Raw genomic sequence first — 25050 nt, 5'->3', positions numbered from 1 at the left:
TGACTCGCGTGCAGCCTAAGCCGTCCATCGAGGGGACGCTTTCCGGCCTTCGGCCTCCAATCGCCGCTCATGTCAAACGTTAGGCAGCGAACCCTTAGAACCTGTTCACGGCCTGAATGGGTTCTTAATCCCAGACCGTGTACGGCTGCGGGTCGTTGTACTGGGTGCTGAACTCGAAGGCCACGCCTTCAAAGTGAAAGTCCTGCTCCGGCTCGGCGCCCGGCAGGTGGATGTCGCACCACAGCCCCCAGCTGTAGGGCTTGCCGACGGCCACCAGCTTCATATCGATGGTCTCCGTCGCGCTTTGCAGCGTCACCGGCGGGGTGTAGCCGCCGCCGCTGAACTGGCCGCCCTGGATCGTGATGTCCATCGTGGTGTACACGCCGCTGGTGTCGTAGCACAGCAGGAAGGTGAAGCAATAGTTGTCGCTGGCCTGCCAGACGAGCTGGTTCGTGTTGCCCTCCAGGACGGCCGGCGTGACCGAGCCCGGCGCCCACGGCCCCAGCGTCACCTGCACACTGGCCGGGCTGGCGACCGAGGTTGCCGCGTTCAGGTCCGAACTGAAGCCGCCCTGGTCGTCATAAGGCAGGGCGTAGGCCCGGCCGCCTACCGTGACCGCCGGGTTGTGCAGGAAATTGGCGAAGGCGCTCCAGGTGCCGCCGGCGGGATAGAACTGCGAGAAGGTCAGCAGGTCCGGCGTGGTGGGCAGTATGGCCTGCGGTGAACTCACGCTGAAGCTGCTCACCGGCGCGCCGGCCGGGATGGATGCCATCATCGGGATGCTGGCGATCTGGAACGAGGCCATGTCCATCCCGTCCACCAGGCCGGCCGTGGTGGCGCCGCCGCTGAGGCTGACGGTCGCGGTGGTGGCGGGGTTGCCGGGCGTGATGCCGCCCTGCAGGAATTTCCAGGTGGTCGCGTAGCCACGCCCCAGCGCGGTGACGACGGCGTTCTCGATCGCGCCCAGCACCGCGCTGCTGTTGGGCGCGGTCAGCGGCTGCTGGGTGTTGTCGGCGAACACGCCGCTGGCGCCGAACACCATCGCCGAGGGCGGCTGGTAATACATCAGGCCCTTGAGCGGTGTCCACCAGGCGGGCGGCGGCGGCACGTCCGCGCCGAAAGGCGTGGTCTTGCCGGCGGCCGAATTGGTGCTGAAGAAGGGGTAGTAGAGGTTGTAGCTCTCGCCATTGCCGCCGGTGAACTGCAGCACGGTATAGGTGTTGCTGTTGCCGTTGATGTCGATGATGCCGCCCACCTGCACCACATTGCCGGTGTAGAGGTGGTTGCCGTTGTTGTTCTGCTCGATCTGCAGCAGGCCGGGATTCTTCTTGCACCAGGCAAAAAAGTTGTCGATCGCCGCGTCGAACCAGCTCGCCAGCGCGGTGGTGGGCGGCGTCACGAAAAACAGCTCCACCGGGCTGGTGCTGGCGGTGAAAGGATTGTTGGCAGCGCTGCTCGCGCTGGCGATCACCACGCTGTTGCCTGAAGGCGAGCCGGGCAGGCTGCCCACTGTGGCGCCGGCCGGCATCATGGGCCCACTGACCGGCATGCCCACGACCAGCCCGCCGTTGGTCGGGGCCGGGGTGCCCGGGCCGGTGATGGTGAAGACGGCCTGCCACGCGCCGGGCGCGCCCGAGACGGCCAGGGTGCCTTGCAGGCTGGAAGTCGTCAACAGCTCGGCGCTGATCAAATCGTTGGGATTGAGCAGGCGGTAAGGCGTGGACGCGTCGCTGCCCTCGGGGTAGACGCAGTCGGCAAAAGGTGCGAGCGGGCCCACCGCCATGGCCTTGTAATTGGCCACCAGGGTCTGCCGGTCCAGCGTGGCCACGATGCCCGAGCCGGCGCCGAAACTGGGGTCATGGGGCGTGACCTGCAGCGTGTACGGGATGCCCAGCTGGTCCACCTGGGTGCAGTCCAGGTTCAGGTTGTCCGGCGCGGTGCCGGCCGGTGCATTGCTTGGGGCGGTGAGCGAAACCTCCACGAAGTCATAGAAAAAATCCGCCGTGCTGGGAGTCGGCCCGCTGATCTTGTTGTTCGGCGCGGTCACCGCGTCCGGCGAGCTGCTGAAATAAAGACGGGCCGAAGGAGCCTGCACGCCGGCATCGAGCTGGATCGCGCCGCCGGCCTTCTTCAGGTCGGCCAGCGTGAAGGCGGGGGCCAGCGTCCCCGGCGCGGGCATGGGCGTGGCGATGCCTGTGGCGGGGTCCATGCTCCAGGCCTGGTTGAGGCTTTCCTGGGTGAAGAACAGGTAGATCGCGTCGTCGGCCAGGCCCGAAGCCGTGCCGTTTTCCTGGCTGTTGTTGGCGATGCTGAAGGTCACGTAACTTGTCATGGGAGTCCTTGGCCGGAAGTGGTTTTGGGTTGAGGGTGGGTCAGCGCTTGAAAGGTATCCGGCAGGAACCGGTTCTGGTCCACGTCGCCGGCCACGCCGGGCACGGGCGTTCCGCCATTGACGCTGCCGTCGCTGTGCTGCCAGCACGACCACGCCTGCCAGGGCGCGGGGACGGTGGGCTCCGCCGCGTAGTCGGCCAGCCACAGCGGCCGCGCGCCCAGCGGCTCGCAACCCGGCAGGGACGCGAGGTTTTTCCAGAACCCGCCGTCGGTGTAAATCATGGTCTGGCGCCCGAACAAGGCGTCGGCCGCGGCGGTGAAGTCCAGCACCCACTGCAGCACAGCGGGGGGTTTGCACGCGTCCAGGGTTTCGATGTCCAGCACCGGCGGCAAATCATTCGGCCCCAGTGCACCCACGGTCGCGAAAAATTGCTGCGCCTGGGTTTGGGCATCGGTGCCCGGGCGCCCGAAGTGGTAGGCGCCGCGCCGCAAACCGGCCGCCGCGGACTGCGCCCAGTTCGCCTTGAAAAAGGGATCCACGACGTACATCCCCTCGGTGGCCTTGACAAAGCAGAAAGCCACATCGCTGTCTTTCCCCGCCACCCGGGACCAGTCGATGTGGCCCTGGTAGTGGCTGACGTCTATGCCTCTCACCCACATGCCCGCCTCCCTCAGACGACGTTGTTGAGCATGTCGACCTGCGCCTGCTGCAGGCCGTCGATCTTGAGCACCGTCTCCAGCGCGAGGTGGTTGTCCCACACCTCGCCGCAGTTGTATTTCAGCTTCTTCGGGTTGGCCAGGCTGCCGCTGACTTTCTGCTGGAAGGTGGTGGTCACGCCGTCGGTGGCCTGCACACCCAGCGCCCAGTGGTCCCAGCCGTACCAGCTGCTGGATTTCATGATCATGGTGTAGACGCCCGAGCCTTCATCGCCGAGCACCGTGTGGCCGTTGAGCTGCGCGGTGATCGTCATCAGGGCCACGCGGCAGGCATCCTGCGCGTCTTCGTCGCCGTCCAGCGCGGCCTGGAGCTTGTCGGCCAGCACCCCGTGAAAGGGCACCGTCTGCGGAAACATGTCGTCCGTCACGGCGAAGAAATCGGCATTGAGGCCGATGGGCACGCGCTCGTTGTCAAACACAAAAGCGCCCTCGCCGGAGTTGTAGATGGTGGGGGCGGTGTAGGCGTTGTCGGCGCTCTCGTACTCGCCCGCCAAGGCCCAGCCCCAGCAGGCGGAAAAGATGAAGGGCGGCTGGTCCGAGGTCGGCACGATTTCGCCGTCGCGCGGATGGTCTTCACCGGCCGGGGCCAGCAGGTTGCGTTGGGCGTCGCTGAGGGTAGGCATGGACTTCTCCGGAAAAGGGGTTCGCTGCGAAGGGCAGCCGCCGCGTCGCTGAAGAAATTGTCGGCGCGGGTCCGTGCGCTGGCGATTACAGCGCATTACAGGCGGCCGGCGCCGCGCCCCGCAGCGCTAACACTTTGAGGTTCAAACGCGTCCGCGCAATTTGTCCGGCGAAACGTTTTGACTTAAGGCCCATGCGCCCTGCCGCCGGCCATCGCCATGCAGGCGGAAAGTCCCGATTGAACTGCGTTTCGAATCAGGTCATGCTGTGTGTGAATGCACGCTCGCGGGTTCCTCCTGAACAGGCCTGCCGTGTAAAGCTGAATCAAGGCAATTAATGCCGAAACGGAGTTGTTCTGTAAATACGGTGCCGCGGCGCTTGACGACGATTGAACGTCTCGCAGATACTGCGCCGACCGATACGGTGTTTCCAACACTGGCAGCATGCACAACGCCGAAGAGCGATGGCTCATGCCATGGGCTTGATGCCAAGAAGGGGAGAAGGCAAGTGGCTATTCTGAAAAACCGCGCCACGCAGCGCAAAATCTATCTGCGGGCACACCATGTCTTCGGACGCGGCCGTTCCGCCGACACCCTGCTTGAGAACCTCGACGCCTCGCAGCTGCACGCGTCGATACGCTGGACCGGCAAGGCCTGGGAACTGCACGACCACAGCCGCAACGGCACCCTGCTCGACGGCGCGCTGCTCTCCAACGCCAAGGGCCTGCCGCTGCGCGTCGGCGGCACCCTGGCCTTCGGGCGTGAAGGGGGCGCCGCCTGGCTGGTGGAAGACCTGTCCCCGCCGCGCAACCTGCTGTGGCCGCTGGGCCATGACGATGCCTACATCCCCCTGGGCCACTCCAACCTGCTGCCGCAGGGCGTGGCCGCCGAGCTGTCCATCCACCGCAGCGACACCGGCCAATGGGTGTGCACCACGCCCGAAGGCAGCTGGCTGCTGGAAGACGGCGACGAGGTCCGCTTCGCCGGCAAGGCCTGGTGCTTCCTGCTGGCGGCCGAGGTGGCCTCCACCATGGACTGCATGTCCGGCGGCAAGGCCCTCTTGAGGCGGCAGCAGCCGGCGCTGTTCTTCAAGGTCAGCCAGGACGAAGAACACGCGTGGCTGGAACTGCACGACGCCGGCCTGCACCTCAACCTCGGTGAACGTTCGCACCACTACGCGCTGCTGATCCTGGCGCGCCTGCGGCTGGCCGATGCGCAGCGCCAGCTCGCGCCCCACGCGCAAGGCTGGGTCGAACTCGATCGCCTGGCCAAGATGCTGGGCCTGGAGCCCGGCCACCTGAACATCCAGATCTTCCGCATGCGCAAGCAGCTTGCGCTCGCCATGCCGCACGGCGCGCGCGTGCCCGAACTGATAGAGCGCCGCCGCGGTTCGCTGCGCTTCGGCGGGCTGCGCTTTCGCATCATCCGCGGCGGCGCGCTGGAGGCCGACTTCGACCCACTGGCCGGCGGCCAGAGCCTGCCTGAAGAATCGCTGCTGGCCTGACCCCTGCCCCCGACCTCCATGACGCGGGTGCCCACGCACGGCTTTCCCGTGGGCGTGCCGGGTTACCAGCCGCTGGGCTTGCTGGGGCAAGGCGCATCGGGCCAGGTGTTCAAGGCCAGGCAGCGCAGCACCGGCCAGTTCGTCGCCATCAAGATTCCCCACCCGGCTTCGGCCGACGACCCCGCGGCCAACCGGCGCGTGCAGCAGCGCCTGCACCAGGAGACCCGCGTGCTGGCCATGCTGCAGCATGCGCACGTGGTGCGGCTCATCGACAAAGGCATGGCGGCCGGCGGGCTGCTTTTCGCGGTGCTTGAATTCATCCCCGGCGAAACGCTCAGGGATTTCCTGCAGCGCAACGGCGGCCTGCCCCTGCAAGACACCATGGCCCTGATGGCGCAGCTGCTGGACGCCCTGACCTTTTTGCACCAGCACCAGGTGGTGCACCGCGACCTCAAGCCCGAGAACATCATGGTGGTTTCCACCGGCTCGGCGCTGCAGCTCAAGCTGCTGGACTTCGGGCTGGCCAGCCACCAGGGCGAGCCCCGCTTCGAGGCCGGCGCCGAAGGCACGCCCGCCTACTGCGCGCCCGAGCAGCTGCGCGGCGAAGCCTGCACGCCGGCGACCGACATCTATGCCTGGGCCCTGGTGTTTCTCGAATGCCTGAGCGGCCGGCCCTGCGTGCAGGGCGCCGACGTCGGCGAAGTACTGCAGCGCCAGCTCAGCGACACAGCCCATGCCCTGCCCGAAGAACTGGCAGGCCACCCGCTGGCGCCGCTGCTGCGGCAGGCCCTGCAAAAAGACCTTCAACAACGCGCGGCCGATGCGGCCGGCCTCTACCTCGACCTGGTGCGCTGCCTGGCGCAGCAGCACGGCGCACGCCAGGCGCCCTCCGCGCCGCCCACCCCCGTGGCCGGCGCCAGGCAGCTGACGCTGGACAGCCTGGACATCCGGGAAGACACGCACAGCGCCGAGCATGCCCTGGGCATCCTGTGCGTCGCCCTGCGCCTGTACCCGGCGCGGAATTCCTCGCTGGCCCTGGCCTACCTGCAGGAGATGCGCGAGCAGCAGATGCGCTGGTGCGCCAACGCCGTGCAGGGCGGCCAGGGCCAGAGCGCCGGCGTGCTCGGCGACTGCATGCTGTTTCATTTTGAACAGGGAGACAGCAGCGCGCAGAACCTGCAGCAGGCGGCCGTCGCCGCCATGGACCTGTGCACACGCGTGCAGCGCAGAAGCCGTTTGCTGGAAGTCCAGCACGGCGTGCGGCTCGAAATCTCGGGCGGCATCCACAGCGTGACACCCGCCTCGCGCCACGACGCCACCAGCCGCAACCAGGGCGCCAACGTCGCCCTGCACCTGAACAGCGTGGCCGCACCGGGCGCCATTGTCGCCAGCCAGCACGCCCGCCGCGAACTGGCTGCCAATATGCAGCTGGAGGAATACCTGGGCACGGCGGCCGCGCGACATGAGGGGGAGGAGCGGGTGTTCAGGCTGATGGCTGAGTACCGGGCTTGAGCCCGCCCGAAAAATATTCTGCGCGCGACACCCGGCGAGTTGGTACTCACGGTCACTGATCAGCGATTCAAATCCGTCGCCACAGTATTTTCATCACCGAATGTCCGCTTGCAGACAGTTCGCTGAAAATTTTCCGCAATGCCCAAGTATGGTTCGGTTCGCGCTGAAAAAGAACAGCACAGAACACCACGAATCGTTGCCGATCTCAACGCCCACTTCGCACCAGACTGAATCCTTCAATAACAGCGGAGCACTCCTGCATGAGCTTCAAACAAAAACTCGCTCTGCTTTTTCGAACTCTTCCCGCCTTGTCGCTTTCCATGTCCTCCACCGTGTGGGCATTTGACGCCTCCAGAGTCCCCGATGGCCTCTATTACAACGGTACCAATGTCGATGAGCAGCTCTGGACTCCCTTGATCTTGGCCCGCCAAGGTCAACTAATTGATCCATTTGTGTTCGCGAAAAAAAATGGCGTCAAAGCGCTAGAAGGACGTGGGCAGACCAGCATGCTGTATGCCGTCACACCATTTCTGTACGGGGGTTGTGCAATGGAAACACGGCTACTTAGCAACCCTGCGTTGATTGCTGATGTTCCCACCGCGTTTGTCGCGACTTTTGTGGGCAAAGACTGCCAACGTCAGCAAGACATCGCCTTCGAAAACTACAAGCTCCCGCGCGATCAACGCGGTGACAACCCTTTTCCTACTTTTTATATCGATCACTTCGATCCGCGTCTGGGAATGGTTTGGTCATATGGTGTGCCAGGCCAATTGATAGGAAAGCGCATACCGGTCAATGCTTACACCGAAAGCGACATTGGGGCTCAGCCTTGGCCGGTGAATGGCGTGGTTAGCCGTATGAGTTTTATTCCTTTGCCTGTGATTGAGCCGGATCTTGTCGACATCGCTTTGGCTGATAAAAAGCCTCTTCCAAAATATCCCGTTTCGCTGAATGAGGCGGTGCACCGTGGCGACAGAGTCAAGGTCACTCCAGAACTGCTGAGTCAGGCGAAAGCCACAGTCAAAGATCGCTTATGGGATCGCTACTACCCTCGATTGGTTCAAGCGCTGCAAGGCAAGTTTGGCGGAATTAAAAAGAACTATTTTGAGTTAGGTTTGATTCAAGGTGTCGATCTGGATAACCAGACCAGTTTTGACTATGTGGGCGTGGCGCGCATTGGCGTGATTACCGAAGTCGGACCTTGGCGATGGGTCGATGTGATCTATTGCTGGCGCAAAACAGACGACAGCTTTAGCGTGATCGCCACCAGCGAGGATGCACTGTACAAAGATGTGAATCTATTTTTCTCGGAAAAATCCCCTTCTCTCTGGGCACCCAGTCTGGTCATTTCCGGAATTTCTGATTTCGACAAAGACAAGCAACTGGAAGTGATTGCCAGCCTGATACGTCCAGTCGCAAGCATTGTTCAAGTTCGAGGTGCTCCACGCTCCGATCCGCTTTATTTGCGGCAGAACGTTTTGTACGCCTGGGAGAAAACCAGTACAGGGGCTTTGACATGGCGTGACGTTTATCGCACGGCTGAACATGAGGTCCGCTCCATCTGGGCTGACCCTACCAAAGTTCGCATTGACCGATTTGGGGAATAGGCCACACATCCTCACAACATCAACTGCTCCACCTGCTCCACCGGATAGCTGCGCCAGCGCCGGTTCAGCGTCTCCTTGGGGCTGGTATTGCGCGCATGCACACGGGCGACGTACAAGTGCTGGTCGGGGTTGATGGCGATGCGTTTTTGCTGCGGGGCCCAGACGAAGGCGTTGTCTTCGCCGACGTTGATGTCGGCGAAGGGCGCGCTGCGCCAGAACTCCCTGCGGTAGCAGAGGGTGCCGCCGCAGACCCAGGGTGAGCGGCCGTCATAGACGTACTGCCAGGCGCGCCGGCCCTCGGGGGCGTAGAAGAATATTTTGTCCAGGCCGCAGATGTCGGCGCCCTGCCCCAGCAAGGCTTTGGCTTGGGAGCTGAGCCATCCGGGCGCCATCCAGTCGTCGTCGTCCCAGTGGGCGATGAGTTCGCCGCGGGCGAGCTCACAGGCGATGTTGCGTTTGGCGCCCAGGGTGAGCTTGCGGTCCAGCCGCATGTAGTGGATGCTTGCATGCGGCGGGATCAGGTCGGCGATGCTGTCGCGGCCGTCGTCGAGCACGATGAGTTCGCGGGGGCCGTCGTAGTCTTGTGCGAGAAAGTTGCGGATGGCCTGGGGCACGAACTCGCGCCGGTCGGCGGTGGGCATGATGCAGGAGACCAGCGGCCGTGCGGGGGGTGCGGCGGCGCGCGGCGCCGGCTGCAGCAGTGGCGCGGCAGCAAGGGCTTTTTCTTGCGGAAAGTAAAAATCGCGGTCCTGGTGCTGCAGGCATTCGGGCTGGGGCATACGCGTCCAGGCGTTTTGCTGCAGGTACTGGCCTTCCTTGAACTTCCAGGTGTTGTTGTCATGGCGCACGTAGATCTGTAGTTCGCGCCCGGGCACGCGGCACAGGCGCGCGCCGGTGCCCAATATTTTCAGCAGGAAGTCGGCGTCTTCGCGCAGGGAGGTGGCGGGGTAGCGGCAGTGGTGGGCCTGCCACAGGCTGCGCCGGAACACCAGGGTGCCGCCGCTGACGTTCTCGACGAACATGCGGCGGAACAGCGCGCGGCTGGCGGCCCAGAACTCGGCTTGGGGTCGGGCCATGAAAAGCATGTCGTTGAGGCCGGTGACGTCGGCGATGTTGTGCAGGATGGGCGCGGCCTGGCGGCTCAGGCGCTGGTCGCCGTACCAGTCGTCGTCGTCCCAGTGTGCGACGAGTTCGCCCTGGGCCAGGCGCACCGCTTCGTTGCGTTTGGCGCCTATGCTGGTCCCGGGTGGCATGCGGATGCAGCGTATGCGCGCGTCGCTGATGTCGGCGGGCAGGTCGCTGTCTTCCTCGTAAACGATGATGAGTTCGAGCGCGGGGTAATCCTGGCGCTGGAAGTAGCGTATGGACTGGGCGACGAAGGCGGGCCGGCCGCGCGTGGGCATGGTGCAGCTCATCAGCGGTGCGGCGGCGGCTGGCGCCGGCAAGGGCTGCGGCAGTGCCGCGGCCGGGCCGGCGGGCGGCGGCACGAAGATGCGCATGCGCTCGGGCATGGCGAAGTAGCGGCACTGTTCGCCGGCGCAATGGACGTGATAAGGCAGGTGGTAAGGCGGGGGCTGCTGGTGCGCTTCGCCGCGCCAGGCGCAGAAGCGGTCCTGGTACAGCCGCTTGCTGGTTTCGAGCAGCGTCTCTTGCAGCCGCGACTGCCGCGGGCAAGGCGGCGCGCGGTGCACAAAAGCGCCCTGCGCCCAGACGCCGCGAAAGCCGGCGCGCGCGGCGCGTATGTTGTAGTCCATCTCCCAGCACGGGCCCTGGGCATAGGCGGTGTCGGCGCCACCGATGGCGGCCACCACCTCGTTCTTCACCACATAACAAAAGTCCGAGAGGCTGTGCAGCGGCTCGAGCGTCACGCAGGCATTGCCGAACTTTGCCGCGAGCGCATCGGCCTGGGTCCACAAGGCGTCCTGGGTGGCGGCGCAGGCCGGGGCCACGGCCTGCTCGTTCCAGCAGCGGTTGGTCGAGGGGCCGGCCAGGCCGTGGCTGGCGTCGGCATCGAGCGCGGCCAGCAGCAGCTCCAGCCAGCCGGGCGTGACGCTCGCGCCGTTTTCGAGGAAGACATAGATGTCGGCGGGCACGCCGACCAGCCGGTTGAAGCAGGCGGCCGCGCCTTCGTGCACGGGCCCGGGCAGTTGCGCGATGCCCGGGAGGGTGTCGAGCAGCGCCTGCAGCGCGGCGGCCGCGGCCTCGTCGGCCGGGTCGGGCAGCAGCCGCAGGCCGAAGGGCATGGGTGTGTTCTCGAACAGGCTGGACAGGGTGGCGGCCAGGGCGTCGGCGTGCGCGGCCACATGCACGCCGACCAGGATCTGGCGCTCATGCGGGGCGGGCATCTACCACTCCTCGCGGCTGGCGAGCAGGCCGGCGCCCAGCAGCGCTTCAAGCTTGCGCCAGGGGCTGCCGGGCGCTTCGTCGCCCCAGTCGCCGACCGTGTCGAGCAGCTGCTCCAGCGCCACCGGCCGGGCGTCCACCGTGCTGTAAAAGCGCGGGTAGCACAGCAGCAGCTCTTCGGTGCAGGCACGTACCAGCGCCTCGCGGCGCGCCGCTTCGGGCGCATGGAAGGAGACATACAGCGTGGGCAGGCCGAGCTGCGGCAGGCGCCGCCACAGGCCGGGGATCACGGCGTACTCGCCGCCCTCGATGTCCATCTTGATGAAGTTGCAGTCGTCAATGGCGTTGAGCGCCAGGAAGCGCTCCAGGTCCATGCCCTGGACTTCGCGGCAGGGCTGGCCGACGGCGCCGGGCGCGGCCAGCATGCCGGACATGCTGTCGCCGAACTCGCTTTGCGCACCGAAATACAGGCCGCCCGCGTAGAGCTGCAGCGGGCCGCTCTCGGGGCTGATGCCGTAAGGGTAAAGCGCGATGTTGGGCCGCAGCGCGGGATTCGCCTCGACGTTGGCCGCCAGTTCGGCAAAGGCCACCGGGTCGGGCTCGAGGGCATGCACGCGGCGCGACAGCATGGCGCCGTAGAGCACCGTGGGCCCTATCCAGGCGCCCATGTCGATATAGGACCTGTCGGGCCGCAGGAAGCGCCGGAACACCTCGAAGGTCTGCGGCTCCCACAAGCCGGCGCCGACACGGCGCCAGAAGTCCCGGCGCGCATCGCCGGCGCGGACCCGGAAGGCGTGCTGGTGGACGGACACGCTGAGCTCGTGCAGCGCGCCGTCCGCGTGCGCGCTGTCCTGGAAGGTGCTGGTTTGCACGGCCGGCTCCGCAGGGCCGCTCACCAGCACTTCAAGGGCGCCGGGCCGGTGATGTCGGCGCTGAACTCGAAGGCGTTGCCCTGGAAGACCAGGTCCGGCACGTTGATCTTGCACCAGACCGCGCCCGCGTAGGGGCTGCTGCCGGGCCTCAGTTCCATCTGGATGCTCACGCCCTGCTTGAGCGAATCCTGCGTCTGCAGCAACAGCGGCAGAAAGTAGTTGTTGCCGTAGAAGTTGGTCTTCTTGCTGCGCGGTTCGCAGACCATGGTCACGTACTTGCCTTTGTCGTCGTAGACCAGCAGGAAGACGAACTGGTAGTCGGGGCTGGCCTGCCAGAAGAGCCGCACGGTGTGGCCCGGAACGGTCTGCTGCGCCGGCAGGTCGCGCACGGGGTAGAAGTTGACCACACCGGGACCGCTGGGATAGAGGTGGCTGACCGGCACCGTCGTCCCGTTGTCCAGCGGAAGGTCGCCGTTGCCGACCGGCGTGCTGGAGGACATCGGCACATCCGCCAGCGGCGGCACCTGCTCGGCCAGCGTGGAATGGCGCGCAGCGCCGGAGCCGTCGCAGTTGAACACATAACCGCCGAACTGCGTGACCACGCTGGGGGCCTGCACACCCATGCCGCAAGAGGGCACCAGCTGCAGCTGGATCAGGTTCTCGCCCGGCAACTGCGGCGACTTCTGCAGGCGGCGCACGGTGTCGCGGTGGTCGAGGCAGACCTCCAGGCCCCAGGTGATGCCGGCCAGCGAGAACACGCCCGCGCCGTCGTAGTTGAGCACCTGCTGCTCGCGCCCCGGGCCGCCCGTGGTGGACGGCGCCAGGTGGTTGACCTCGCCGAGCAGCAGGCTGTTGGCCGTGGCCGCGGTGGCGAGAAAATCGACGCCCGACATGAGCTCCTTCATCACCACGACCGTGCCGGCGTCACCCTGCGGCATCATGTCGCCCTGCTGCACCAGCGCGAAGTTGTAGACCTCCTTGTTGGCCAGCGGGTCGATGTCGTAGGGCGGCGTCTTGAGCGTGGGCGAGGACACGCCGAGGATGGTGCCGAAGACGAACACCCAGTCGGCCCAGTCCGCGAGGGCGGCGTAGCCCTGAAGCTTGGTGATGATCTGCTGCACATCCTCCATGCCGTAGGCGCCCGCCGCCCCCCGGAAAAAGAACTCCGGCGCCATGAAGACATTCAGGGTGTCGCTGGGCACGGGCGGTGACGAGGGCGGCGGCAATGACGGCTGCAGCACATCGAACGCGGCGTCCATGGCGCGGAACATCAAGGCGCAGCGCGCCTCGAGGTCGAGCTCCGGGTTGTCCAGCCCGAGGTAGGTTTTGGAACCATCGGAATTTACTTTGGGCGCGGTGTCAACCACGTAGCCCATGAATCGGACCTTGCTGTAAGCCATGCTGTTTCTCCTGTAAAAATGCTCTGGGGGTCAGACGGAAGTCCGCATGAACGGCGTCAAGCCGTAGGTGAACTTGATGATGTGGTTGACGTAGACGTTGATCGGACGCGTTTCGTACTGGCTCACCAGCACCGGGTTGGTCTGGCCCTGGCCGGGCACCGGCCCGCCGGTGGTCAGCGTGGGTGCGCTGCTGGGCGCACCGGCCGCCGTGCCGCTGGGCGAGGCGGTCGCCGGCGCGGGCGCGCTGTTGTAGGTGTGCTCGTGGGTTTCCACGGCGAAGGGCTGGGTGGAACCCACGCCGCTGCTCTGCCCCTGGCCGCCGGGCGGCACGCTGCGCGTGGCGATGTCGGGGTCGTTCTTCGTGCCGGTGCCGTTGCCGCGCAGGAAGAAGCCACGGTAGTCGGGAATCAGGAACTGGTCGCCGCTGCCGCCGTAGACATAACCGAGCACCGCGAACAGCTCGGGGTAGTCATAGGTGGGCAGCGAGCGGCCGTCGCAAAACATCCAGCCCCAGGCCTCCAGCGGGTCGGTGACGTAGTCCTGCGGCGTCACGGTGGTGGCGGCGCCGGCGCTGTCGGGCGCACCCAGGGTGCCGGCGAAGGCCGTGACGGAGCCGACCGGCAGCTCGCCGAAACCCGGGCGCACGAAGAAGGGGTTGTTCATGCCCGGCGCCATCATGGTGCTGCGCTCCCCAAACGCTCAATAGCGGCACCGGGCAGCATGTCCGCGCTGGCGCCGGCGCCGGGCTCGTCGAGCACCTGCATGGCCGTGGGCACCACCACTTCCCAGCACGGCCCTATGGGCCGCAACGGGGGGCGTTGCGGGCCGGACTGCTTGAGGTCATTGACCAGGGGGACGTCGGCGGGATTGGCGGGCGCCAGCCGGTCGCCGGAGGCCCACAGCATGCCGGACGAGTAGAAGTACAAAAACGCCATCACGTGCGCAGGCCGCACCGGCAGCAGCACACGCGCCTGGTCGGCCTGCAGGAAACTGGAGAACAGCGCGTCGTCGTCGGCGGCCAGGCTGCCCAGTTCGAACTGCGCGCCGCCCGGGCCCGGGCCGGGGCTGGCGTAAAAGCTGTAGACCATCTCGTTCCACTCGAGCACCTCGTCGAAGAACTGCAGGTAGCGCGGCTCGTAGACGGCGAACTCCGAGGGCGGCGACAACGTGCCGCCGCGGGAGTCCATGCCGGTCAGCGTGAGCATGCGCTCCAGCAGCAGGCGCAGGCAGGCGTTGCGGAGTTCGCGCTGCTCGGTCTGCCGGTTCGCCAGCGGCGAGCGTGGGGCGACACGTCCCTGCGGGCCGCCGTCGGCGCGCGCATGGTAGGCGGCCAGCCGCTCCTGGTAGGCGCGCATGACGGCGGCGTAAACGCGGATGCGCCACTCGTCCATGCAGCGATCGGAAGGCGCGCAGCGGATCTCGACGTTGACCAGCACCTCGGGGTCGACGGGCGGCGACAGGCTGGGCGGGTAGTCGAGCACCAACACCGGCACGCTGTCGTCTTCACCGAACAGCGTGATCCCGTCCAGGCTGCCGGCCGCGGTGAAGGTCTGCCGCCCTACCAGCACCACGGGCGCCGGCAGGCCGGCGGGCGCGCCGACGTAGCCGACAAAGGCCGCGGTGGCGCAATAGCCGGCGGGAACGGCGACCTGCTTTTCTTCCCCGTCGCGCAGGGTGGCCGAAGCAAAGCGCTGCGCCAGCGGCGGCGGCTCGAGGTCCAGCACACCGTAGTAGGCGCCCAGGGCGGCGTAGTTGCCGGGCTGGATGTCTTTGAAAGTGGCGATGTGCAGCTGCAGCTGCAGCGGCGACACCGGCTTGACGAAGTCCTGCCCGGCCGAGGCCTGTTCGCCGGCGATGAAGGCGGCAGCGGGCTTGCAGACCATGAACTCCATCATGAGCCGCTGGCCGTAGTTGACGACGCAGGCCTCGTAGACCTTGTTGAGCCAGCGGTAGACGCCGCGCAGGCTGCGCGTGCCGGCCGTGTTGTCGACCAGGCTGACCACCGAGTCCTCGGTCTGGCTCATGGTGCTGCTGGAGCGCGTGAGGCTGACGCTGCGGCTGATGCGGTTGACGGTCTTGTTGAGGATGTCGCGCGCAAAACGCGTGGTGTCGTCCAGGCCCGGCGTGGCGCCCGGCTGCACGGTCTTGCTCCAGGAGCCGTCCAGCGTGGCCTGGGTGGGCGGGCCGTAGCTGCTGGTGAACTTGTTGTACTGGTTGGTTTCGGTGGACTCGGCCACCGTCTTGCGCGACTCCTCCTGCAGGTTGCTGCGTTCGTCGGCGGCGTCGTTCTGCAGCAGCTGCTTCTCGCCGCTGCTCTGGTGCGACTCGTCGAGCTGGCGGTGGGTGCGCCTGTGGGTCACCTCGCGGCGTTCGCCGCGCATGACGTTCTCGATGCGCGCGATCTCGCCGCACTGGTAGCGCAGCAGGCGCTGGCGCACCATCTGCAGGTCGCCGATGGCGTAAGGCTCTATCCAGCCCGGCAGCCCCGGCGGCGGGGAAGCCGCGGGATCCTGGGCCTGCGCCGCCGGCAGCGGGAACACCTGCGCGCTGAGCACGGGCGTGGCCTGCAGCAACGCGCTGATCTGCTGCATCGTGAGGCGATCCAGCACCGGCACCGGTGCAGGGACGGGCGGCGCTGCGGGCGTTTCGCCGGCTGCCGCGGTGGAGGCATTGGCGGCGTTGGCGGCATTGGCCGCAGCGACGGCGGCATTGGCCTGCGCGAAACTCTCGAAGGGCTGCAGCGCCACCTCGACCAGGTGGGCCATCAGCAGCGCGCGGGTGAATTCCTCGAGCAGCGCGCTGTCGTAACCCAGCGTGACCACCAGGGCGAAGTAGCTCTGCCAGACCTGGTCCAGTGCTTTGGCATAGCCGGTGGAATCAAAATAAGTCCAGTCCAGCGCATAGCGCGACAGCAGCCGCGTGAGCTGCTCGCAGGCTTTGGCCAGCCAGGCCGTGGGTGGGCCGTCCGGCTTGGGCAGGCGCATGAAGAGCTGCGCAAACTCGCTCACGGGGCAGGCCAGGCTGTCCATATCGCTGACGAAATCTCCCGCGTAGGCCTTGCCGTCGATGAATTCCACGGCCAGTTGCTGCGCGGCCTCGCGCGCGCCCTGTGCCAGGTTGCGGGCGTTCACCAGGTCGCCGAAGAAGCCGCTGGAAGGCGGGCTGGAACCCACATAGTTGACGAAGCCGTAGAGCAGGTCGTCGGCGCTCACCTTGGGCCAGCGCCGCACATAGACATAAGGAAACAGTTCGTCGGGATGGCTGGTGACGATGGGGATCGGCTCGACCGGGTCCACGGGGTAGTCCGGGTCTATGGGCGGCGGCCCCGGCGGCCAGGGCGGCGGAATCGGCCCGCGCGTCGGGCAGGCCACCATGATGCCTTCGAAGTGGTGGTCGTCGCTCTGCCCTCTCATGCCGTAGTGGATGTCGGCAAAGATGGCGGTGTTGGTGATGCCGTTGATGTGCACCGGCGTTTTCTGCTGCAGGTAGCCCGTGACATAGCAACCCGAGCGGAACTTGAATTCAAATGGCTTGCTGGGCCATAGCCGCGTGATGGTGACCTGCTGGCTTTCGGCCGGGCCGGACTTGCAGGACACGCTGGCGATGGACGGAATGTCATCGGCCGGTTCGCGATTGATGGTGAAGTCGAAGACCAGGCAGCCGTCCATGGCCGACCAGCTTCTTTTGACCATTTCGTTCACGTGGGGTGTCCTGGAGTGGGCGGCATGCGGCGCGCGGCACCGGCGCGAGGCCCGGAGGCCGCGCGCCGGCGAAGCGGCTTCAGCACATCACGATGTTTTCGAGGTTGAAGGCAAAAGGCGTCGAATTGGCGCCCGGGCCGCCGCCGGTCATGACGATGTCGGCGCTCAGGATGCCCAGCAGGGACAGCTCGGTGTTGATGTTGGAGATGATCGCCGAGTCCATGACCTGGCCCTGCACGATTTGCGAGGCCACGCCGATCCAGATGGTGGGCTTGAACTCGAACACCGCTTTTTGCTGCGGGGCGATCGAGGTCTTGATCGCCAGCAGCTTGCCGGACTTGTAGATGCTGGCGTTGATGGCACCCTTGGGCAGGCTGTTGAGCACCTGCACTTCCTTGGAGCTGGTGCCGCTGCCGGCCGGCACCAGGCGGTCGCCCGAGGTCGTCAGCGCCATCTGGAACAGCTGGCCGTTCTGGGCGTCGAGCTGCGGCGTGTAGTTGCCGTAGCTGTCGCTGGCGCCGACCTGCATGGTCATGGGGAAGGTGAAGGGATGGTTGTCACCCTGGCCGCAGTAGCGGATGACCTGCCAGGCCACCGCGAGCTCGTCGAAGTTGGTCGCGACGTTCTTCTGGAAAATCACGATCTCCGAGTTGTTCGCGTCGTTCGAGTTGTTGATGAAGTTCAGTGCAATATCCATGGTTTTCTCCTGTTGATAAAAAGATGGCAGCGCACCATGCGTTGCCCGTTTGCCATCGTTGCCCTGCTGCCCCGGCGGCGAACCCTGCGTGTCCAGTCCTGGCGGCTGCCCTCAGGCGTGGACGATGTTCTCGAGATTGAATTGATAGGCGGTGGAGCCCTCGCCCGGCCCGCCGCCGCTCATCACGATGTCGGCGCTCGCGATGCCGATCAGCGAGAGCTCGGTGTTGATGTCCGACATCACGGCCGAGCTCATCGGCTCGCCCTGCACGACCTCGGAGCACACGCCTATCCACAGCGCCGGCTGGTACTGGAAGACCGCCTTCTGCCCGGGTACCACCGAGGTCTTCACGCCCACCATGCGCCCGTCCTTGAAGATGCAGATGTCGATCGCGCCCTGGTTCATGGCGTTGAGCACGTCGAGTTCGGTCGATGCGCTGGCCGGCCCCGTGTACAGCAGGCGCCGGCCGCCGGTGGGGGTGGAGACCAGGCTCAGCATCTGGCCGTTTTTGGCCGGCAGGCGCGGTGTGAAATTTCCGTACTCGTCGGTGACGGCCACCTGGTAGCCGTCGGGATAGACAAAGGGGTGCGTGCAGTCGCGCCCGCAATAGCGGATCACCTTCCAGGCCACGGAGAGGGACGCCATGGTGGTCAGCACGTTCTTCTGGTAGACCACCACCTCGGACTTGTTGCCGTCGCTGGACTTGTTGACGAATCGCAGTTTGATATCCATGGTGATTCCCTGTGGTGGCTTGTCCGCGTGAGGCCGGCGGGCCTTGCGCTTCAGTGCCGCTACTCTAGGGATGGCCCATGGCCAAAGCGATTACAGGCCATTACAAAGACGCGCAGGCGCGCAGGTGAAAATTACCCTTGCACGGCGGCCCTGAAAGCGCTGCGAATGCGGGAACCGCCTTGTCATAAACTTGATGCACTCCGCACTTGCTTGCGGCCCGCGTCCGCGCGCGATGCATCCCGGCACTCCAGACCGATTGGAAAACCTGCACCATGACCCAGCCAGCCTCCCCCAAGCCACTCGCCGCCGCGCCCCGGCTCACCAGCCTGTCGCATGGCGGCGGCTGCGGCTGCAAGATTGCGCCCGGCGTGCTCAGCGAGATCCTCAGGAACTCGGGCAACCTGCCCGGCATCAACCTTCCGCCGCAGTTGCTGGTGGGCATTGAAACTGCTGACGACGCGGCCGTGTACCAGCTCAACGACGAGCAGGCGCTGATCGCCACCACCGACTTCTTCATGCCCATCGTGGACGACCCCTACGACTTCGGCCGCATCGCCGCGACGAATGCGATCAGCGACGTCTACGCCATGGGCGGCACGCCCATCATGGCGCTGGGCCTGGTGGGCATGCCCGTCAACGTGCTGCCGCTGGAAACCATAGGCGCCATCCTGCGCGGCGGGCAGGACGTCTGCCGCGATGCCGGCATCCCGATTGCGGGCGGCCACACGATCGACTCCGTCGAGCCGATCTACGGCCTGGTGGTGATGGGATTGGTGCACCCGTCGCGCGTCAAGAAAAATTCGGGCGCGCGCGCCGGCGACGTGCTGGTGCTCGGCAAGCCGCTGGGCGTGGGCATTCTTTCAGCAGCGCTCAAGAAGGAGGTGCTGGATGCCGGGGGTTATGCCCGCATGGTGGCGCTCACCACGCAGCTCAACAAGCCCGGCATTGAACTCGCGCGCATGGAAGGCGTGCACGCGCTGACCGACATCACCGGCTTCGGCCTGGCCGGCCACGGACTGGAACTGGCACGCGGCGCCGGCCTGCAGGTCCGCATCGTCTGGCAGAGCGTCCCGCTGATCGCCGGTGCGCGCGAGCTCGCAACGCAAGGTTGCGTGACCGGCGCGTCAGGACGCAACTGGGCCAGCTACGGCCATGAAGTGATGTTGCCGGCCGGCTTCGCCGAGGTGGACAAGGCCTTGCTGAGCGACCCGCAAACCTCGGGCGGGCTGCTGGTGTCCTGCAGTGCGGACAGCGCCGCCGACGTGCTCGCGATTTTTCGGGCCCAGGGCTTTGCCGAGGCGGCGGTCATTGGGGAAGTCGCCGCGGGACAGGGAATGGCCGTCCGTTGAAACGCTGTACGCGTAAAAAACGCGCGGCAGTCTCGCACAGACCGTAAAACCCTAGGGTAAACCCGGAAATTTTTTGTCAGTCTTTATTCAGTGCGGGGGCTGGCATCCGTCGTACCATTCATGCCTCGACGTCCCCGCTTGGGTACTTTCTTATTCAAAAAAAACAGATCGGAGACATCCCCCGTGTCCGCACTCCTTAAACTCGCATTGGCCTATGACTGGCTGACCACGCGGCTGGGCAAGATCGCCGCCTGGACGGTGCTGCTGGCCGCACTGATTTCGGCGGGCAACGCCTTCGTACGCTACGGCCTGGACATCAGTTCCAACGGCTGGCTTGAAATCCAGTGGTACCTGTTCGCCGCCACCGTGATGCTGGGCGCGCCCGTGGTGCTCAAGCTCAACGAGCACGTGCGCGTCGATATCATCTACGGCAAGCTCAAGGGCAACGGGCCCGTCTATGTGGACATCTTCGGCCTGCTTTTCTTCCTGATCCCCGTGATGGGCCTGCTGTCCTACCTGAGCTGGCCGCTGTTCGCGAGCATGCTGTCGAGTGGAATGACGGCCGGCGACACGATTCAGAATTTGGGCCTGTTTGGATTTCTACGCAAACTCCTGACCTCCGGCGAAGTGTCCGGCAACGCCGGCGGCCTGATCCGCTGGCCCGCGATGCTGCTGCTGCCGCTGGGCTTCGGCCTGATGTTTTTACAGGGCATCTCGGAAATCATCAAGCGCATCTGCTATCTCCAGGGCAAGTTCGAGATGGACACGCACTACGAAAAACCGGTCCAGTGATCCGTTTGCATCGCTCGTTCCCATAAAAATACTTTCAGGACTACCCCATGCAGATGGAAAATTTTGCCCCGATCATGTTCGCGGGCCTCGTGCTGATCATGCTGATCGGCTTCCCCGTGGCTTTCTCGCTGGCCGCCCTCGGGCTGGCCTCGGGCTTCCTGGCCATCCAGATGGGCTGGTTCCCCGCCAGCTTCATGTCCAACCTGCCGCTCAATATGTTCGGCATCCTGTCGAACGAGCTGCTGCTGGCGATTCCCTTCTTCACCTTCATGGGGGCCATCCTTGAGAAGTGCGGGCTGGCCGAGGACATGCTGGACTCCATGGGCCAGCTGTTCGGCCCCGCCAAGGGCGGCCTGGGCTACTCGGTCATCATCGTCGGCTTCATCCTGGGCGCCATCACGGGCACCGTGGCCGGACAGGTGATCGCCATGGCGCTGATCTCGCTGCCGGTGATGATCCGCTACGGCTACAACATGCGCTACGCCACCGGCGTGCTGGCGGCTTCGGGCACCATCACCCAGCTGGTGCCGCCCTCCCTCGTGCTGATCGTGATGGCCGACCAGCTGGGCCGCTCCGTCGGCGACATGTACAAGGGCGCCTGGGGCCCCTCCATCCTGCAGGTGCTGATCTTCGCGGGCTACACCTTCATGCTCGGCGTGTTCAAGCCGCACCATGTGCCCGGCGTTCCCAAAACCGCGCGCACGCTCAATGGCTGGGCGCTGTGGGGCAAGTGCCTGCGCGGCATCATCCCCTCGGCCATCCTGATCTTCGCGGTGCTGGGCTCCATGGGCGGCCTTCCCGGCATTGACACCGCCATCGCCACGCCGACCGAAGCCGGCGCCATGGGCGTGGTGGGCGCGCTGATCCTGGCGGCCATGCACAAGCGCCTGACCCGCCCGCTGATCTGGGAAGCCATGGTCGGCACCATGCGCCTGACAGCCATGGTGGTGTTCATCCTGATTGGCGCGCGTGTCTTTTCGATGGTGTTCCAGGGCGTGGACGGCGCCAAGTGGGTCGAGCACATGCTCAGCGGCCTGCCAGGCGGCCAGACCGGCTTCCTGATCGCCGTCAACCTGTTCATCTTCTTCCTGGCCTTCTTCCTCGACTTCTTCGWGATCGCCTTCATCATCCTGCCGATGCTGGGCCCCGTCGCCGACAAGCTTGGCATCGACCTGATCTGGTTCGGCGTGCTGCTGTGCGTGAACATGCAGACCAGCTTCATGCACCCGCCCTTCGGCTTCGCGCTGTTCTATTTGCGCGGCATCGCCGACACGCTGTTCAAGGAAGGGCGCATCCCCAAGCCGATCAAGTCCAACGACATCTACCTGGGCGCCATTCCCTGGGTGGCGATGCAGCTGATCCTGGTGGCGATCGTGATCTTCGTGCCGCAGACCGTGACCATCTTCCTCGACAAGCCCGCGGTGATAGACCTGGACAAGGTCAAGATTGAAATCCCGGCCGACGACAGCGCGACCCCGCCCGCGGGCTCGGCCAGCGGCGCGGCAGGCAGCGACCCGCTGGCGCCGCCGACCGAACCGAGCGCCGACGACGAGCAGAAAAAAGTCGACGAGCTGTTCAAGACCAAATAATCCGCCTGCGCATCGCAGGACTGCAACGCCCCTTTCGCGAGGGGCGTTTTTTTTGCTACCCTGGGCCACTGCCCAGCTTTCCGCGCCCTGCCCGCCTCCCCCCCCCACCAGCCCCCTCCATGGATTCCACTCCCACTCCTACACCCACTCCCAGCCCCTACTTCGGCCCGCCACCGTTCAAGTTCACGCCCAAGGGCGGGAGCATTTCAGGGCAGGCGTTTTCCGTGACCTTCAAGGTCCTGGCGACCGTCATCGTGCTGGCCCTGGCCGCGGCCTTTGTGCAGGCCTGGCTGGCCGGCAGGGCCTCGGGCGCATCGGCCGGCGGCGGCTGGTTCATCGCCGGCCTGCTGCTGGTGGCCTACACCTGGTGGCACATCCTGCGCAGCGTCACGCGTATCGACGAGCAGGGCCTGCACCAGAGCTGGGTCTGGGACAAGCACATGGAATTGCGCGAACTGGCCTACGGCAAACTGATCCGCGTGCGCGGGCTCGAATGGCTGATCGCGCCGCGCCTGTATGTGCGCACGCTGATGGGCAAGTTCGCGGTGTTTTATGCGTCCTCACCTGAAATGGTGGCCGAGTTTGAGCGCCTCGTAAGCGAATTAAAAACCTTCCGTAGCCAACGCTGAGGGGCGGCGCTCACTGCCTTCTGAAAAGGCAGGCAATAAAAAACCGCGACATGTCGCGGTTTTTTATTTCCCCTGGAGAACGAGGAGCCCACTGATCCCCTTCAAGCAGGGGCCGCGGAACCGGCTTTGCCGGGCCGCAGGCGCAGCGGCCCCCACGGGGGGCAGCGCATTACACGAAGTGAAAAGCGTGGGGGCTTATAAGGTGACGCCTTGCATATAGGTATCGAAGCGCGACTCGGCGAAGCGGAACCAGAGGATCTGGTCCTTCTGGAAAGCGCGGTAGTCGCTGTAGATCTTCTTCCAGTCGGGGTTCTTGTCGGCAAGTTCCGCGTACAGGTCCATCGAGGCTTTGAACGAAGCGTCGAGCACGGGTTTGGGGAAAGGCAGGATCTTGGTCTTGGCGCCCACCAGCTGCTTCAGGGCGGTCGGGTTGCGGGCATCGTACTTGGCCTGCATGTCGATGTGGGCATGCGAGGCGGCCATTTCGACAATCGCCTTGTATTCCGCCGGCAACGCATCCAGGGCCTTGTTGTTGATGAAGAAGTCGACTTCAGGGCCGCCCTCCCACCAGCCGGGGTAGTAGTAGAAGGGAGCCACTTTGTTGAAGCCCAGCTTCTGGTCGTCGTAAGGGCCGACCCACTCGGCGGCATCCAGTGTGCCTTTTTCGAGGGCCTGGTAAATTTCACCACCCGGCAGGTTTTGCGGCACCACACCGAGGCGCTCAACCACCTTGCCGGCGAAGCCGCCGATGCGGAACTTCAGGCCCTTCAGGTCTTCGACGGTCTTGATTTCCTTGCGGAACCAGCCGCCCATCTGGGTGCCGGTGTTGCCGCCGGGGAAGCTCACGAGGTTGTACTTGGCGTAGAACTCGTTCATGAGCTTGCGGCCGTTGCCCTCGTACATCCACGCCGACATCTGGCGCGAGTTCATGCCGAAGGGAATGGCGGCGCCGATGGCGAAGGCCTCGTTCTTGCCGAAAAAGTAGTACGGCACGGTGTGGCACATTTCGATGGAGCCCTGGCCCACGCCGTCGACCACGCCGAAGGCGGGCATCAGTTCGCCGGCCGCGTGCACGCTGATCTGGAACTTGCCGCCGGTCATCTCGCCGACCTTCTTGGCGAACACTTCAGCGCCGCCGTAAATGGTGTCCAGCGGCTTGGGGAAGCTGGAAGCCAGGCGCCAGCGGATGGTGGCCTGCGCGTGAACCGCGGGGGCGATGCCGGCAGCGAGAACGCCGGCAATGCCGGCGTTTTTGATAAGGGAGCGACGATCCAAAATACTATCTCCTGAAGGGTTGTCGAATGTGCGGACCCTGAATGGGAACCCGCCGGACCGCTCGAGCCGGCACGGCCCGTACAGGCGGCGTGCTCAAGCGAAGTCAACTTCGGATTCTGTCAGCTTTCTCCCTCGAAATCACCTCGTTTTTACCCGTAGTGTTTGAACAAAAAAAAGCCGCCTGCTAGAGGCGGCTTGCAGATTCCTGACGGGGCGCGAAGGCCCCGCGGGAATTACAGTTTCTGCGCTTGCATGAAGCGGTCGAAGGTGGCTTCGGTGAAACGGAACCAGAGGTTCTGATCGGCGCGGAACTTGGAATAGTCGGCGTAGATCTTCTTCCAGTTCTCGTTCTTGGCGTTGAGCTCCTCATACAGGGCCATGGCTTCCTTGAACGCGGCGTTCATCACGTCGTTGGGGAAAGGCCTCAGCTTGGTGCCGGCGCCGACCAGTTGCTTCAGGGCCGCCGGGTTCTTCGCATCGTATTTGGCCTGCATCTCGCCGTGGGCCTGGGCTGCTGCGGCCTCCACAATGGCTTTGTACTCGGGCGTGAGCGCCTCGAAGGCCTTGTTGTTGATGAAGAAGTCCAGCTCGGGGCCGCCTTCCCACCAGCCGGGATAGTAGTAAAACGGCGCGACCTTGTTGAAGCCCAGCTTCTGGTCGTCATACGGGCCCACCCATTCGGCGGCATCGATGGTTCCCTTTTCCAGCGCCTGGTAAATCTCGCCGCCGGGAATGTTCTGCGGCACGCCGCCTATGCGCTCCAGCACCTTGCCGGCAAAGCCGCCTATGCGCATCTTCAGGCCCTTGATGTCCTTGACGGACTTGATTTCCTTGCGGTACCAGCCCCCCATCTGGGCACCGGTATTGCCGCCCGGGAAGTTGACGATGTTGTACTTGGCATAGAACTCGCGCATCAGCTTCATGCCGTTGCCCTCGTACATCCAGGCGCTCATCTGGCGGCTGTTCAGGCCGAAGGGAATCGCGCAGCCCAGCGCAAAGCATTCATCCTTGCCGAAGAAGTAATAGGGCGCGGTGTGGGCCGCCTCGATGGAGCCCTGCTGCACGCCATCGACCACGCCGAAGGCGGGCATCAGTTCGCCGGCCGCATGCACGGAGATCTCGAACTTGCCGCCCGACATGGCCTTGACGGCCTTGGCGAACACCTCGGCCGCGCCGAAGATGGTGTCCAGCGATTTGGGAAAGCTCGATGCCAGGCGCCATCGAACGGTGGCCTGGGCATGAACGGCAGGCGCCACGCCGGCGGCCAGTACGCCGGCGATGCCGGCATTTTTGATAAGTGAGCGACGATCCATAAAACTCTCTCCTGAAGTTATAGAAGTTTTCCGTAGGGGGTCCGTAGCGGGGCCGGGTACTGCAATA

General features: G+C 65.1%; 19 protein-coding genes. 7 read left to right on the top strand and 12 right to left on the bottom strand.

Annotated features, from left to right (window positions below):
• Positions 1 to 124: 124 nt before the first annotated feature.
• The 3 genes from AC1D1Y_RS09940 to AC1D1Y_RS09930 are packed head-to-tail and all read right to left on the bottom strand — an operon-like array spanning position 125 to position 3671.
• Positions 125 to 2332 (bottom strand): glycoside hydrolase 64/thaumatin family protein, encoded by a 2208-nt coding sequence (locus AC1D1Y_RS09940; protein WP_477682190.1) that lies wholly within the window; start codon positions 2330 to 2332, stop codon positions 125 to 127.
• Positions 2329 to 2991 (bottom strand): glycoside hydrolase family 25 protein, encoded by a 663-nt coding sequence (locus AC1D1Y_RS09935; protein ID WP_477682189.1) that lies wholly within the window; start codon positions 2989 to 2991, stop codon positions 2329 to 2331. The genes AC1D1Y_RS09940 and AC1D1Y_RS09935 overlap by 4 nt, the downstream gene beginning before the upstream one ends.
• Before the next feature lie 11 nt (positions 2992 to 3002).
• A complete protein-coding gene (locus AC1D1Y_RS09930) occupies positions 3003 to 3671 on the bottom strand; it encodes a hypothetical protein (protein ID WP_477682188.1) in 669 nt (222 codons plus the stop codon).
• A 505-nt stretch (positions 3672 to 4176) separates the two neighbouring features.
• Here AC1D1Y_RS09930 and AC1D1Y_RS09925 point away from each other — a divergent pair.
• From AC1D1Y_RS09925 to AC1D1Y_RS09915, 3 genes are all read left to right on the top strand, one after another.
• A complete protein-coding gene (locus tag AC1D1Y_RS09925) occupies positions 4177 to 5172 on the top strand; it encodes an FHA domain-containing protein (protein ID WP_477682187.1) in 996 nt (331 codons plus the stop codon).
• 18 nt (positions 5173 to 5190) lie between these two features.
• Positions 5191 to 6684, top strand: a complete 1494-nt coding sequence (locus tag AC1D1Y_RS09920) for a protein kinase domain-containing protein (protein ID WP_477682186.1) — start codon at positions 5191 to 5193, stop codon at positions 6682 to 6684.
• Positions 6685 to 6944: 260 nt separating this feature from the next.
• Positions 6945 to 8291, top strand: a complete 1347-nt coding sequence (locus AC1D1Y_RS09915; protein ID WP_477682185.1) for a hypothetical protein — start codon at positions 6945 to 6947, stop codon at positions 8289 to 8291.
• Positions 8292 to 8302: 11 nt separating this feature from the next.
• Here AC1D1Y_RS09915 and AC1D1Y_RS09910 read toward each other — a convergent pair whose 3' ends face one another.
• From AC1D1Y_RS09910 to AC1D1Y_RS09880, 7 genes are all read right to left on the bottom strand, one after another.
• Positions 8303 to 10636 carry a glycosyltransferase family 2 protein gene (locus AC1D1Y_RS09910; protein WP_477682184.1) on the bottom strand — a complete coding sequence of 778 codons (2334 nt, stop codon included), beginning with the start codon at positions 10634 to 10636 and terminating at the stop codon, positions 8303 to 8305.
• A complete protein-coding gene (locus AC1D1Y_RS09905) occupies positions 10637 to 11506 on the bottom strand; it encodes an FkbM family methyltransferase (protein ID WP_477682183.1) in 870 nt (289 codons plus the stop codon). It abuts the gene before it with no gap.
• 20 nt (positions 11507 to 11526) lie between these two features.
• Positions 11527 to 12906 carry a hypothetical protein gene (locus tag AC1D1Y_RS09900; RefSeq protein WP_477682182.1) on the bottom strand — a complete coding sequence of 460 codons (1380 nt, stop codon included), beginning with the start codon at positions 12904 to 12906 and terminating at the stop codon, positions 11527 to 11529.
• 30 nt (positions 12907 to 12936) lie between these two features.
• Positions 12937 to 13569: a tail fiber protein gene (locus AC1D1Y_RS09895; protein WP_477682181.1), complete on the bottom strand. Its 633-nt coding sequence runs from the start codon at positions 13567 to 13569 to the stop codon at positions 12937 to 12939.
• 11 nt (positions 13570 to 13580) lie between these two features.
• The gene (locus AC1D1Y_RS09890; protein ID WP_477682198.1) at positions 13581 to 16598 is read right to left on the bottom strand and encodes a hypothetical protein; all 3018 of its coding nucleotides are present in this window, start codon (positions 16596 to 16598) and stop codon (positions 13581 to 13583) included.
• 88 nt (positions 16599 to 16686) lie between these two features.
• On the bottom strand, positions 16687 to 17304 hold the full coding sequence (locus tag AC1D1Y_RS09885) for a hypothetical protein (RefSeq protein ID WP_477682180.1): 618 nt from the start codon (positions 17302 to 17304) through the stop codon (positions 16687 to 16689).
• A gap of 111 nt (positions 17305 to 17415) precedes the next feature.
• Positions 17416 to 18036: a hypothetical protein gene (locus AC1D1Y_RS09880; protein ID WP_477682179.1), complete on the bottom strand. Its 621-nt coding sequence runs from the start codon at positions 18034 to 18036 to the stop codon at positions 17416 to 17418.
• Positions 18037 to 18308: 272 nt separating this feature from the next.
• On the opposite strand from AC1D1Y_RS09880, the gene selD reads away from it, so the two are divergent.
• The 4 genes from selD to AC1D1Y_RS09860 all read left to right on the top strand — a co-directional run bounded on the left by selD (position 18309) and on the right by AC1D1Y_RS09860 (position 22395).
• Complete coding sequence (selD, locus tag AC1D1Y_RS09875) at positions 18309 to 19385, top strand: selenide, water dikinase SelD (RefSeq protein WP_477682178.1); 1077 nt, start codon at positions 18309 to 18311, stop codon at positions 19383 to 19385.
• Positions 19386 to 19568: 183 nt separating this feature from the next.
• Positions 19569 to 20177 carry a TRAP transporter small permease subunit gene (locus tag AC1D1Y_RS09870; RefSeq protein ID WP_477682177.1) on the top strand — a complete coding sequence of 203 codons (609 nt, stop codon included), beginning with the start codon at positions 19569 to 19571 and terminating at the stop codon, positions 20175 to 20177.
• 47 nt (positions 20178 to 20224) lie between these two features.
• Positions 20225 to 21766, top strand: a complete 1542-nt coding sequence (locus AC1D1Y_RS09865) for a TRAP transporter large permease (RefSeq protein WP_477682176.1) — start codon at positions 20225 to 20227, stop codon at positions 21764 to 21766.
• A 119-nt stretch (positions 21767 to 21885) separates the two neighbouring features.
• Positions 21886 to 22395 carry a hypothetical protein gene (locus tag AC1D1Y_RS09860; RefSeq protein ID WP_477682175.1) on the top strand — a complete coding sequence of 170 codons (510 nt, stop codon included), beginning with the start codon at positions 21886 to 21888 and terminating at the stop codon, positions 22393 to 22395.
• 195 nt (positions 22396 to 22590) lie between these two features.
• Here AC1D1Y_RS09860 and AC1D1Y_RS09855 read toward each other — a convergent pair whose 3' ends face one another.
• Positions 22591 to 23670 carry a TRAP transporter substrate-binding protein gene (locus tag AC1D1Y_RS09855; protein ID WP_477682174.1) on the bottom strand — a complete coding sequence of 360 codons (1080 nt, stop codon included), beginning with the start codon at positions 23668 to 23670 and terminating at the stop codon, positions 22591 to 22593.
• Between the two features lie 233 nt (positions 23671 to 23903).
• Positions 23904 to 24983 carry a TRAP transporter substrate-binding protein gene (locus AC1D1Y_RS09850; protein ID WP_477682173.1) on the bottom strand — a complete coding sequence of 360 codons (1080 nt, stop codon included), beginning with the start codon at positions 24981 to 24983 and terminating at the stop codon, positions 23904 to 23906.
• Positions 24984 to 25050: the final 67 nt, after the last annotated feature.

The organism is Polaromonas sp. P1_G1 (assembly GCF_056405595.1).
The sequence above is the reverse complement of the archived record's forward strand: the minus strand, read 5'-3'. Positions and strand labels throughout refer to the sequence as shown.